At 70.7% G+C, this 12,536-nt stretch carries 10 protein-coding genes; 5 read left to right on the plus strand and 5 right to left on the minus strand.

Translation table 11 applies throughout. The annotated features are described in order from the left end of the window. Positions 1-28 precede the first annotated feature (28 nt). From R6Y94_RS34145 to R6Y94_RS34160, 4 genes are read right to left on the minus strand one after another with little or no spacing between them, the layout of a single operon-like run. Positions 29-1,579, minus strand: coding sequence for an ABC transporter substrate-binding protein (locus R6Y94_RS34145; RefSeq protein WP_318400407.1), 1,551 nt, complete (start codon positions 1,577-1,579; stop codon positions 29-31). 33 nt (positions 1,580-1,612) lie between these two features. Then, positions 1,613-2,560 (minus strand): ABC transporter permease, encoded by a 948-nt coding sequence (locus tag R6Y94_RS34150; RefSeq protein WP_318400410.1) that lies wholly within the window; start codon positions 2,558-2,560, stop codon positions 1,613-1,615. Further along, positions 2,561-3,469: an ABC transporter permease gene (locus R6Y94_RS34155; protein ID WP_318400412.1), complete on the minus strand. Its 909-nt coding sequence runs from the start codon at positions 3,467-3,469 to the stop codon at positions 2,561-2,563. It lies immediately after the preceding gene. Then, complete coding sequence (locus tag R6Y94_RS34160; RefSeq protein WP_318400414.1) at positions 3,466-5,631, minus strand: ABC transporter ATP-binding protein; 2,166 nt, start codon at positions 5,629-5,631, stop codon at positions 3,466-3,468. The genes R6Y94_RS34155 and R6Y94_RS34160 overlap by 4 nt, the downstream gene beginning before the upstream one ends. A gap of 162 nt (positions 5,632-5,793) precedes the next feature. Here R6Y94_RS34160 and R6Y94_RS34165 point away from each other — a divergent pair, with 162 nt between their 5' ends. The 4 genes from R6Y94_RS34165 to R6Y94_RS34180 all read left to right on the plus strand — a co-directional run bounded on the left by R6Y94_RS34165 (position 5,794) and on the right by R6Y94_RS34180 (position 10,813). Continuing rightward, a complete protein-coding gene (locus R6Y94_RS34165; protein WP_318400416.1) occupies positions 5,794-6,555 on the plus strand; it encodes a FadR/GntR family transcriptional regulator in 762 nt (253 codons plus the stop codon). 2 nt (positions 6,556-6,557) lie between these two features. Next, positions 6,558-9,041 carry a sialidase family protein gene (locus tag R6Y94_RS34170; RefSeq protein ID WP_318400418.1) on the plus strand — a complete coding sequence of 828 codons (2,484 nt, stop codon included), beginning with the start codon at positions 6,558-6,560 and terminating at the stop codon, positions 9,039-9,041. A gap of 306 nt (positions 9,042-9,347) precedes the next feature. Further along, on the plus strand, positions 9,348-10,358 hold the full coding sequence (locus R6Y94_RS34175) for a GDSL-type esterase/lipase family protein (RefSeq protein ID WP_318400420.1): 1,011 nt from the start codon (positions 9,348-9,350) through the stop codon (positions 10,356-10,358). 278 nt (positions 10,359-10,636) lie between these two features. Next, positions 10,637-10,813: a hypothetical protein gene (locus R6Y94_RS34180; RefSeq protein WP_318400422.1), complete on the plus strand. Its 177-nt coding sequence runs from the start codon at positions 10,637-10,639 to the stop codon at positions 10,811-10,813. 28 nt (positions 10,814-10,841) lie between these two features. Here R6Y94_RS34180 and R6Y94_RS34185 read toward each other — a convergent pair whose 3' ends face one another. After that, positions 10,842-11,852, minus strand: a complete 1,011-nt coding sequence (locus tag R6Y94_RS34185) for a hypothetical protein (protein ID WP_318400424.1) — start codon at positions 11,850-11,852, stop codon at positions 10,842-10,844. Positions 11,853-11,919: 67 nt separating this feature from the next. Between R6Y94_RS34185 and R6Y94_RS34190 the strand changes: the two genes are divergently transcribed. Continuing rightward, complete coding sequence (locus tag R6Y94_RS34190) at positions 11,920-12,501, plus strand: TetR/AcrR family transcriptional regulator (RefSeq protein WP_318400426.1); 582 nt, start codon at positions 11,920-11,922, stop codon at positions 12,499-12,501. Positions 12,502-12,536 lie beyond the last annotated feature (35 nt).

Raw genomic sequence — 12,536 nt, forward strand, 5'->3', positions numbered from 1 at the left:
GTTCCTTTCAGTTGGCCGGTGGGGCAGGTCAGGCCTTGGTGTTGACGAGAGTGACGAAGTCGCGGGGATCGGTGGCCAGGCCGGTGACCCGCTTGTCCAGCGCGAACAGCGACGGCTGGGTGGAGATCCCGATCGCCCAGGACTCGTCGGCCAGCACCTTGTTCAGCGCCTCGTACGCGGCCTTCTGGTCCGCCGGTGTGATCGCGGAGCCAGCCACGGCCACCGCGTCGACGTACGCCGGTGGCACCTTCTCGCGGAACGTCGTGTTCCCCTTGCCCGGCAGCATCTGCCGGCCCCGGGCGATCAGCGACGGGCTCTGCAGGTTGTTCGGCTGCGCGGCGACGGTGCACTGCAGCTTGCTGGCGAACAGTGCCTCAAGGTACGCGGCCTCCTCCTGCGGGGCGATCTCCAACTCGAACCCGATCTTCTTCAGGTCCGCCTGGATGATCTGCAGCACCTCCACCTCGGGAGTCCCCGATGCCACGCCCGCCACGGCCTTGCGTACATCACCGGACTGCGCCAGCATCGCGGCCGCGGCGTCCAGGTCGAATTTGTGCGATTCGAGGTACGCCGGGTCGAACGCGGGCGACGGCGGCATGAAGGCCGTGTAGATCGGGTCGCCGATGCCGAAGTTGACCTGCTTGATGATCCGTTCGCGGTCGATGGCCCGCGCCAGCGCCTGCCGCAGCAGCTTGTTGTCGAAGGGCGGGATGGTGGCGTTCATGAAGAACAGGGTCATCCGGCCGCCACCCTCCACCAGGGTGAACCGACCCTTCAGCCGCTCGGAGTGCCGGAACCGGATGTACGCGGCGCCGTCGACGGACCCCGACTCGAGCGCGGCCACCAACGCGTCCTCGTCGGTGAAGAACCGGTACTCGACTTCGTTGAGGTATGGCTTGCCCGCATCGTAGAAGTCGGCGTTCTTCGTCAGCTTCAGGCGCTGGTTGCGCCGGAACTCCCCGAGCCGGAACGCCCCGGAGCCGGCCGGCTCGTGTTCGAGCTGCTTCGGGGTGTTCTTGTCCGCCGGAATCAGCGGGAACGCGAACATCCAGTCGATGACGAGCGACTCCGGGGTGGGCCCCTTGAAGTTGACGCGTACGGTGCGGTCGTCCACCGCGGTGGCCGTCGCGATGAACGCGGACGGCTGCGCGAGGGTGAACGCGGTATCGGGGTTCTGCGCCCGCTTGATACCGGCGACGACATCGGCTGCGGTAACCGGCGCGCCGGAGTGGTACTTCGCCTGCCGCAGCGTGACGGTGACCGACGTGTGGTCGGCGGCGTGCTCCCACTTCTCGGCGCCGGCGGGGATGGCCTGGTACGTGCCGTCGGTCGGGTAGTCGACCAGGTACGTGTAGAAGGCGTGGATGTGAATGTCGGTGTTGGTCAGGTACGGGTCGAACTGCATGATCTTCGTCGTACCGAGCGTGAGCTGGCCGGTGCCGGCGTCGCCGCCGGCGCTGTCACCGGAGCCGCAGGCGCTCAGCAGCGGCGCGGTGGCGAGCGCACCGGTGGCCGCCAGGCCGGTCCGTAGCAGCGCGCGGCGGGAGATGAGGCGGGACTGTCGCGGAGAAATGCTCATTTGACGCCCTCTGAAATGGAGTGGGGGTAGATGTCAGGCGAGTCGAATACGCGGATCGAGAACGCCGTAGGCCACGTCCACCAGGAGATTCAGCAGCAGGAACGTGGCGACGACGAACAGCACCCCGCCCTGGACCAGGGCGTAGTCGCGTTCCCCGATAGCGGTGTAGAGCAGCCGTCCGAGTCCGGGGTAGTTGAAGACGGCCTCGATGACGACGGTGCCGCCGAGAAAGCTGCCGAGCTGGAGCCCGACGATGGTGACGGTCGGCAGTGCGGCGTTCCGCACGGCGTGCCGGCGGATCACGTCCCGTTCCGGTACGCCCTTGGCGCGGGCGGTACGGATGTAGTCCTTGCCCATCACCTCGCCCAGCGAGTTGGCGAGGAACCGGGCGGTGACGCTGGAGGTGTGCACGGCGATGGCGGCCGCCGGCAGGATGGTGCTGCGCAGTGCGGCACCGGGGTCCTGCCACAGCGGCACGAAGTCGCTGGAGGCGGGCAGCCACCGGAGCTGCACGGCGAGCACGATGATGAGCAGCAGACCGAGCCAGAACGCCGGCACCGCCAGGCCCACCGTGAGGTAGCCCTGCAGGACCCGGCCGACGACCGAGTACGGCCGCAGCGCCACGACGATGCCGACCGGCACCGCGATGAGCAGCGTGAGCACCAGTGTGAAGCCGGCGAGCTGCACGGTCGCCGGGATCCGGTCCAGCAGCTCGGTGAGCACCGGTTGGCCCGAGTAGTACGAGGCACCGAGGTCACCGGTGAGCGCGTGGCCGAGCCAGACACCGTACTGCGCCAGGAATGGCTGGTCCAGCCCCATCCGGGCGCGGGTCGCGGCCAACTCGGCCTCGGTCGCGTCCGCGCCGATCAGCACCGTGGCCGGGTCGCCGGGCAGCAGGAACACGAAGGCCCACACCGCGACCGAGCCGAGCAGCAGCACCACCGCGAACTGCATCAGCCGGCGTACCAGGTAGCCGTACATCTACACCGCTCCTCTGCCGATGCCGCGCGCCGCCGCGCGCGGCCCGCCGCCACCGACCGCAAGTTGCAGGCCACGCCCGATCCGTTCCAGGAAGAACACGGTGGCGGCCAGGCAGATCCCCGGGAACAGCCCGTAGGTGGGGCTCTGGTACAGGTACGAACGGGCGTCCTGGAGCATGCCGCCCCAGGACGGTGCCGGCGGCGGGGTGCCGAGCCCGAGGAAGCTCAGCCCCGCTTCGATCACGACCGCCATCGACGCGGTGATGACGAACTGGACCATGATCGGACCGAGCACGTTCGGCAGTACGGTGCGGGCCATCGTGTCCGGCGTGCTCGCGCCCATCCCACGGGCCGCCAGCACAAAGTCGCGCTCGCGCACCTCCAGGGTCGCCACCCGGGTCAGCCGGGCGAACTCCGGTATCGCGCCGATCCCGATCGCCAGGATCAGGTTGAGCCGGCCCGGCCCCAGCACCGCGATGATGACCAGCGCGAGCAGGATCCCGGGCACCGCCAGCAGCAGGTCGACCACCCGCATCGCGACCGTGTCGGCCCACCGCCCCAGATACCCGGCGACAAGCCCCAGCGGGACCCCGATGCCCGCGCCGACCGCGGCGGCACCGGCCGCGACGAGCAGCGACGCACGAGCGCCGTGGATCATCCGGGAGGCGATGTCCCGGCCGAGCTGGTCGGTGCCGAGCAGGTGCGTCCCGGACGGGCCGAGCAACGGCTCACCGCCCTGCACGGCCGGGTCGAACGGGGCGACGACCGGCGCGAGCAGCGCCAGCACCGCGAGCGTGGCCAACCCGACCGCACCGACGACGGCGGACCGGGACCGGGCGAACCGGCGCGCCGCGGCCAGCCGTCGCCGTTGGGGCGCGACTGTCGGAGCCCCGGCGGGTGGCGCACTCATGCCGTCACCTGCGGTACCAGATCGGGGACTTCGTCGGCGAAGTGGCAGGCCGTGTGTCCACCGGCGACGGGACGGAGCAATGGTTCCTCCTCGGCACAACGGGCCGCCGCGATCGGGCACCGGGTGCGGAAGCGGCACCCCGACGGCGGGTTCACCGGACTGGGGACGTCACCGCCCAACGGCACGCGGCGCCGGGTCTCGCGGCCGACCGGATCCGGTACCGGCACCGACGCCAGCAGCGACCGGGTGTACGGGTGGCGCGGGTCGTCGTACACCCGGGTCACCGGCCCGGACTCGACGATCTTCCCGAGGTACATGACCGCGACCTGGTCGGCGACCTGGCGGATGACCGAAAGATCGTGGCTGACGAACAGGTACGCCATCCCCGACTCCCGCTGCAGGTCCGCCAGGAGGTTCAGCACCTGCGCCTGCACCGACACGTCCAGGGCGGACACCGGCTCGTCGAGGATCAGCAGCCGGGGCTGGGACGCCAATGCGCGCGCGATCGCCACCCGCTGCCGCTGGCCGCCGGAGAACTCCGCCGGGAACCGGTCGACGTGCTCAGGCCGCAGGCCCACCCGGCTGAACAGCTCGCGCACGTCTTCGCGGCGCCGCGCGCGCGGTAGGCGCTGGAGCCGTAGCGGCTCGGCAACGTTGTCGCCGACGGTCAGGCGCGGGTTCAGCGACGCGTACGGATCCTGGAAGACCATCTGCGCGCGCCGCCGGATCCGCCGCAGGCCGGCCCGGCCCGCCCGCCCGACGTCGTCGCCCTCCACCAGGACCTGGCCCCCGGTCGGATCCACCAGCCGCAGGACTAGCCGCGCGAGCGTGGTCTTGCCGCAGCCGGACTCGCCGACCAGGCCGAGCGTTCCCCCGGCCGGGATGCGCAGCGATACCCCGTCCACCGCGTGCACCCAGGCGGTCGCCCGCGCGAAGACCCCGGATCGCACCGGGAACCGGCTCACCGCGTCCCGGACCTCCAGCACCGGCACGCCGGACTCCGGTGCTGCCTCGCCGGCACCGGCCGGCGTGGCCACCAGCTCCACCGCGTCGCTGCTCAGTGCCGGCGCGCCGTCCCCCGTTCCGGGCCTCGCTGCCGCCTCGTCGGGGAAGTGACAGGCGCTCGCACCGGTGCCGGCGTCGTCGGCCCGCAACTCCGGCCGGGTCTGTACACAGGCGCTGCGGCCGTGGGCGGTCGGGCAGCGCGGCGCGAACGCACAGCCCGGCGGCATCTCGGTGAGGTCGGGCGGCTGGCCCGGGATCGGAAGCAGCCGTTCCGCCGTGCTGTCGAGCCGGGGCAGCGCGCGCATCAGGGCGGCGGTGTAGGGGTGTCGCGGCCGGGTGAAGACCGACGTGACGTCGCCGGTCTCCACGATCCGGCCGCCGTAGGTCACGGCGACCCGGTCGGCAGTCTCGGCGACCACTCCGAGGTCGTGGGTGATCAGCACGACGCCGGCACCGGTCTCCTCCCGCGCCAGCCGGAGCACGTCGAGGATCTGCGCCTGGACGCTCACATCCAGCGCCGTGGTCGGCTCGTCCGCGATCAGGACCTTCGGGCGGTTGGCGATCGCCATGGCGATCATCACCCGCTGGCACATTCCCCCGGAGAACTGGTGGGGATACTGGTCGTAGCGGGCCCGCGGGTGGGGCACGCCCACCATCTCGAGCAGCTCCACCACGCGATCCCGCGCCGCGCTGGCGGACAGGGCCCGGTCGTGCACCCGCAGCGCCTCGGCGATCTGGTCGCCGACCCGCTGAACCGGGTTGAGGGCGGAGATGGCGTCCTGGAAGACCATTGCCACGTCACGCCCGAGTCGCCGCCGCAGCTCCGCCTCCGGCAGGCTCAGCAGATCCACGTCGGCGAGCATCACCTCGCCGGAGACCCGCCGCAGGTTTGCCGTCTGGAGCAGGCCCAGCGCGGCGAGCACCGAGACGCTCTTGCCCGACCCGGTCTCTCCCACCACGCTGAGCGTCTCGCCGCCGTAGACGTCGTAGCTCATCCCGTCGACCGCGCGCACCACGCCCGCCGGCGTCGAGAACTCGACGACCAGGTTCCGCACGCTCAGCACCGGCTGGCCGGTACCGCGATCCGGCACGACGGGCATGGCGCCGCTGCGGGCGATCGCGTCTCGGACCACACCTTCCAGGGCTCCACCTGACACCGACGGCCTCCTTCGCGCCGAATTGCCGGCGCGTTGCTGCAAGATGTCCTACAGATTTCGCTACCGTAGGCGGCACCCACTAGGGTGTCAAGAGTGGCAAGATATCCTACAGGTTGGCGTGAACGGAGGTCGATCGAGAGCGTGGCGACTCGGCAGGACGACGTGCAGCCGGAGTTCCGGCGGCTTGGTAACACCCCTCCGCTGCACCAGGTAGTGCAGCAGGAGATCAGAAGCTACATCCTCAAGCAGGGACTGCGCCCCGGTGACCCGCTCAAGCCGGAGTCCGAACTGGCCCGGCTGTTCGGGGTCAGTCGCAACTCGGTCCGCGAGGCGGTCAAGGCGCTGGAGTCCACCGGCGTCCTGGAGACGCGTCGCGGCAGCGGCGTGTACGTGTGCGACTTCTCCTTCACCCCGCTGCTCGAGCACCTCCCCTACGGTCTCATGCAGGACTATCGCGCCCTGCGAGAGCTGGTCGCGTTGCGGAAGACCCTCGAAGCCAGCCTGGTCGCCGACGCGATGCGGGCCATGTCGCCCACCAGCGTCGCCGCGCTGCAGGAGAACCTGGAGACGATGCGCAGGCTCGCCGAACAGGGGGAGGGCTTCGCCGAGCAGGACCGCCAGTTCCACCAGTTGATGTTCCGCGATCTCGGCAACGGGATGCTACTGAGGCTCTTCGACCAGTTCTGGCTCGCCTTCCACGCCGCGGCGCCCCCGTCGCGCGGTCGCACGCCGATGGATGCCTACCGCGGCCACGCCGACATCCTCGACGCGATCCTCAGTGGCGACCCGGACCGGGCACGTGCGGCGATCCAGGACCACTACATCGGCATCGAGTCCAAACTCACCGAAGACCCGCCGGCGGAAACGCCGCCGCCCGCAGAGAAACCCACGCAGTCAGGTTCCGCCCCGACATTGGAGGTTTGACCGTGAGATCCCGCACGCTGTGGATCAGACTGTCCGTACTGCTGCTGATGGCCAGCACGTTGCTGGTGGCTCCGCCGCCGACATCGTCCGATGCGGCGATCCCCAACCCGACAGTGCTCTTCACCCGAGGCATGGGTGGCTACGACTGCATCCGGGGAGCCAAGCTGGTGCCCGCCCGTGACGGCACTCTCATCGCCCTCGGCAGTGCGAAGTACCGGAACAGCACGGGAGAGTGTCCGGATCTGACCCACACCGACATCGTGATGCGGCGGAGGTCCCAGAACGGCACCTGGGGTCCGCTGGTGAAGATCCGCTCCAACCCCAAGGGTGACGGCAGGATGCTCTCCGCGACCCCCGTCGTCGACCAGCGCACCGGCAACATCATGCTGTTCGTCCGCGACGGTTCGGACACCGATTTCGACGAGTCCGTGTCGTACGTGCTGAGCAGCGACGACAACGGCGCGACATGGCCGGAGACCGCCAGGTACGCGTGGGTGACCCGACCCGGCCCCAGCCACGGCATCCAACTGGAGCACGGACCACACGCCGGGCGGCTGGTCGTCGCCATGTGGCTCGACACGACGCCCCAGAAGACGCAGTTGATCTACAGCGACGACGGCGGCGTGAGCTGGACCCGTGGCGCCACGTCCACCGGGGAGTGGTCGGGCGAGCCGAGCATCTTCGAGCGCAACGACGGCGCCATCTACGTCATGGCCCGCAACCAGGGCGCCGAGGACCTGGGCGACACCAAGACCTTCGGCATCAGCGCCGACGGCGGCGAGACGTTCACCGGCCCGTTCCAGGTCGTCGACAACCTGGTGGCGCCGAAGGTGTACGGCACCGTCCTGCGCCTGCGGTCCACCCTGGACGGTGACAGGTACAACCGCGTGCTCTTCTCCTCGCCCGTCGAATACCGAGAACGGGCCGGGAGTAACACGAAGGACCGCCATCGGATGGTGATCCGGTCGAGCTACACCGAGGGCCGCACGTGGCAGGGCGTGAACGCCCCCGACAGCCAGACGATCCACACCGGCCCTGCCAGCTATTCCAGCATGGCGGAGCTGCCCGACGGCAGGATCGCCTTGGCCTTCGAAGCGGGCAACGAGGGACAGGTGTCCCACCACGAGGTCCGGTTCACCACGTTCACCGAGGCGGACCTCGGCCTGCCCGACAGCTACTCCGGCGGCACGGGTACCCCGGACACGTCCGGGCTGGGCAACACGGCCCGCATCCGGGGCACGACCCACGGCGGCGACGGCCGGTTCGACGGGGGCGTGACCCTCGACGGGGTCGACGACCACGTGCAGGTGCCGTTCGCGGAGTCGCTCGCGGTCGACGACGCGGACTTCACCGCGATGGCGTGGGTGAAGTACACCGCCACCACAGGCAACCACCCGATCTTCTGGGCGTACGGCGTCGGCGACGTCCATTCCCAGATGTGGCTGCGGGCCGAACCGGGGAGCAACCGCATCCGGGGCCGCGTCCAGAGTGGTGCCAACGGCGGCTCGGTGATGTCGAGCAGGGCCTACAACGACGGCAGGTGGCACCACGTCGCGTTCCAGCGACAGGGCAGCACGTTACGGTTGTTCGTGGACGGCGCGCTCACCGGCACCGCCACCGGTCCGACCAGCACGGTCAGCCCTGGCCGCCCCTTCCAGATGGCCGTCGGGCAGCGAATCGACGGTGCCCAGCACTTCGCCGGATCACTGGATGAGGTTCGGCTCTACCAGGGGGCGCTCACCGAGGCCGAGATCGGCCGCATCCACGCCACCAACGCCGTCAACGTCCCCGGCGCACTGTTGCGGCTGCCGTTCCATCCGAACTTCAAGACCACCGACGACGCCTCGGTCAACGACAACGACGGTTTCGTCCGGCAGGCGGTGTCCGGTCCCGGCAAGTTCGGCAACGCGATGACCTTCGACGGCGTCGAAGACCGGGTCCACATCCCGTACAGCAACGCGACAAACCTCGGATCATCCCAGTTCACTGTCGCCACCTGGTTCAAGTACTCCGGCGGCACCGCCAGGCAGACACTGCTGTGGGGCTACGGCGTCAACGAGGCGAGCAGCCAGTTGTGGGTCCGCGCCGACCCCGCCAACAACACGATCACCGCTTCAGCCAGAACCCCCGACGGCGTCGTCCGCGTCGACACCGGCAACGCATACGCCGACAATGCCTGGCACTTCCTCGCCCTGCGCCGCACCGCCAGCCAACTGATCCTGTCCGTCGACGGTGCAGACGTCGACACCGCACCAGCCCCGACGGGATCGCTCACCGCCGGCTACCCGGACGGCGTTCGGGGCATCCACCTCGGCGAGAAGCTTGACGGCACCGACACGTTCACCGGTGGCCTCGACGAGTTGCACGTGTACACCCGAGCGCTGTCGGTCGCCGAACTCGACGCGATGCGCACCAACAACACCACACCTACCAACGGACTGGCCCTGCACCTTCCGCTGAACGACACCACCGACCCGACACCCTGATCCAAGGCCACATCGCTCGGAAGCGGCGAGCGCGTGTCGGGTGGACACGGCCGTACCTTCACCGACTTCGGAGGTACGGCCGTGTTCGGTCGCCGATCCCGGCGAGCAGGCCGACCTCACTGCCGAGCGACCCGAGATGGCACCCGGTTGCCGACATCCGAGGTGGTCGTTGGCAGTGTCTGGGTTGTCGTGGGTGCGGGCGGCCATCCGGTACCGGTTGCCGCCCACCCGGTGAGATGAAGGGGACCGATCGGAAATGGACAGTCGCGGGCTGAACGTGGTGCTCCTGGGCAACCGGACGCCGACGTGACGGTCCTCCGGTTGGGCCCGGACGCCCCGGGGATCTGGCGGGGAAGCCTGGCCTGGACCGGGGAGGATGGCGCCTGGCAGCCATGGCGGCTGCCACCAGACCGGGTGGACACCGCCCACGCCCCCGACCTCGTCGTGCGGGCGCGGATGGCAGCCGGCGTCCGGGCGACCGTCCGCACCGACGCGACCGCGCTGGAGCTGCGGGTCATCGCGCTGGACGACGAGGTGGCGCCGGTTGACGTGCTCGTGGACGGCGCGCTGTGGCGGCGAGAGCCGCTGGCCGCTGGAGCCACGACGAGCCGCGTCACGTTGCCACCCGGCACCAAGGTCGTCGAGGTCTGGCTGCCCCAGTACGGCGAGGTCCGGGTCGGCCCGCTGATCCTGCACGGCGCCACCACCGCCGACCCCACCGGCGACGACGGGGACTTCCGCTGGGTCACGTACGGGAGTTCGATCACTCAGTGCCGTACGGCCTCGGGGCCGAGCGAGACCTGGCCCGCCCTGGTGGCCCGGCGCCTCGGGTGGGATCTGACCTGCCTCGGCTTCAGCGGGGAATGCCACCTCGATCCGATCGCGGCCCGGGCCATCGCAGACACCCGCGCGAACCTGATCTCGCTGTGTCTCGGGATCAACGTCTACGGTCGCGGGAGCTTCGGCCCCCGTACCCTCGCCGGCCAGGTGTCCGGATTCATCCAGACGGTCCGCGAGGGCCATCCCGGGGTACCCATCGTCGTGATCTCGCCGATCACCTCGCCGAGCCGCGAGCGGCTGCCTAACGCGGCGACGATGACCCTCGAAGACGTACGCGGCGCTGTCGCCAACGCGGTGACCACCCTCCGACTCCGTGGCGAGGCGCGGCTGCATCTCGTCGACGGCCCGAGCGTGCTCGGACCGGACGAGGCCCACCTGCTGCCCGATGGCCTGCATCCGAATGCGGACGGCTACCGTCTCATGGCCGAGCGGCTCGCTCCCCTCCTCGCGCACCACGGTCACGCCGCGGACGCATGACCCCGCACGTCCAGGTTCGGCCAACTCGAACCGGGCGCCGACGCGGCCCTCGACACGCAGTACCAGGTGCGCTCGTGCCGGACGGGCGGTAAGCGCTGCTGGCCGTCGGTGCCGGTTGGCTGGCCGTCGACGCCTACGCCGCGCTCGGGCACACCCTGCACCGCGACCGTCCGGTCGACCGACGGGGCAGCGTCCGGCGCTCGACCGTCCACCTTGGCCGGTCGGGCATCACGGGCCGGCGGATCACGCAATCGCTGTTCCAACGCCGACTCGCGCTGATGACCCTGGACGCGACAACAGCCGCCGGCCGGGGTCACTACTCGACAGTCGACGCGGATCCGTACGGGATCCTCGACGTCGCCGGCGCCGCCGTCCCCGGCGTGCTGCGGTCGTTCCTGTTGCGGCCGGACGGGTCGCCCATGCCTCTGCCGGACCTTCAGGACAAGCGGATGTGACCAGCGTGGCGCCAGGGTCAACGCGGTCTCAGCTCCACCGCTGGTGCGCGCGCGAGCGGCCGTACGCGGCGAGGGCGTGGAAGGCGGCCTTCGGCGTCCACGAGCCGTCCGGCAGCACCCGGACGATCCCGCGCGCGGCCAGGTCGAAGTCGCGCTCCGGGTCGTCGGTGGTCGGCAGATGCCGGTTCGCGAAGGTGTACACGAACGCCGCCTCCACCCCGCCGGCCTCGTAGTCGCGCAGCAGGTCCACGATGTAACGGGCCTGGCCCTCCTCGTCGCGCTCCAGCCCCGCGGTGAGCTTCGCGGCGCGGCCGTACTCGTCGTACGTCACCGGCTCCGGCCCGCCCGCGACGTCGGCCGCGCCCCGGAACGTGCAGCAGCCGAACTCGGTCGCGGCGTAGGGCTTGCCCTGCCCCACCGCGGCCGCCAGGGTCTGCGGGAACGCCGCGGCGTTGGTCGCGTCGCGGTAACCGGCGTCGCTGGCGATGATGTCGAACGGCGCCCAGTCCACGGCCTCCAAGGGGATTGCGGCGTAGCCGACGGGCCCTCCGAACCGCTCCCGCACCGCGGGCACCGCCTCGGCGAGGAAGTCGCGCACCGCGGCGCGCGCGGCCGGGACCGCCTCCCGCATCCGCATCGGGTCGCTGAACAGTGCCATGCGCTCGGCCAGGTCGCGGCCGGGCAGGAAGCCGTCGGTGAACATGGCGATCTCGGAGCCGGTGAGGTACACGACCGACGCCCCGCTCTGCCGTATCCGCTCGGCCCGCTCCGCGCCGTCGAGCACGAACGCCAGGAGCCCGTCGCGGTCGAGGCCGTTGGTGAACGGGCAGTACCACACCTCGAGCCCGGCCTCGGCGGCGAATCCGGCGGTCAGTTCGAGCCGGTCCTGGACCCCGCCGGTGATGCGCACCGCGTCGCAGCGCAGTTCGTTGCGGATGACGCGCAGGTCGCGCCGCACGGTCTCGGGGTCGAACGGCTCGTGGGTCGTGGACCCCGCGCTCACGAAACCGGTGTCGTAGTTCATGCCGAAGACGCGCATCGGACGGCTCCCCCGTTCGTAGGGTACTGGACGTACCCTATAGGGTACGTCCAGTACCCTGCAAGACGTGAGCACGAGGCGCCGGGGCGAGGAACTGGAACGGGCGATCCTGCACGCGGCGGCGGAGGAGCTGCGCGAGTCCGGCTATCCGGGGATGACCATGGACCGGGTCGCCGCCCGGGCCGGGACCAACAAGAACGCCATCTATCGCCGGTGGCCGCACCGGGCGGCACTGGGCATCGCGGCGTACCGTCACCTGTCCGACGCCGTGATGCCGAACCCGGACACGGGCACCCTGCGGGCCGACGCGCTGGAGATGCTGCGGCGGACCAACGAGACGTGGTCGTCACCGCACGGGGCCATCCTGCGCGGGTTGCTCGCCGCCGCGGCCGACGACCCCGAACTGCTCACCCTGATGCGGGAGCGGTCCGGCGCGGACACCATGGACCGCGCCTGGCTGGCGGTGCTGGAGCGCGCCGTGGCCCGGGGCGAGGCACCCGCCACGGCCGCGCACCACCGGGTCGCGACGACGCCGATGATGCTGCTGCGCGCCGAATACGCGATGCGCGGCATTCCCGCCGTGCCCGACGAGGTGCTGGTCGAAATCGTGGACGAGGTGTTTCTACCGCTCGTGCGCGGCCGCGGCTGAACGCGGCCGGCGGCCGTCCGAAGGCTGGTCGGCCG

It is taken from the genome of Plantactinospora sp. KLBMP9567 (assembly GCF_033446045.1).
Classification (GTDB): domain Bacteria; phylum Actinomycetota; class Actinomycetes; order Mycobacteriales; family Micromonosporaceae; genus Plantactinospora.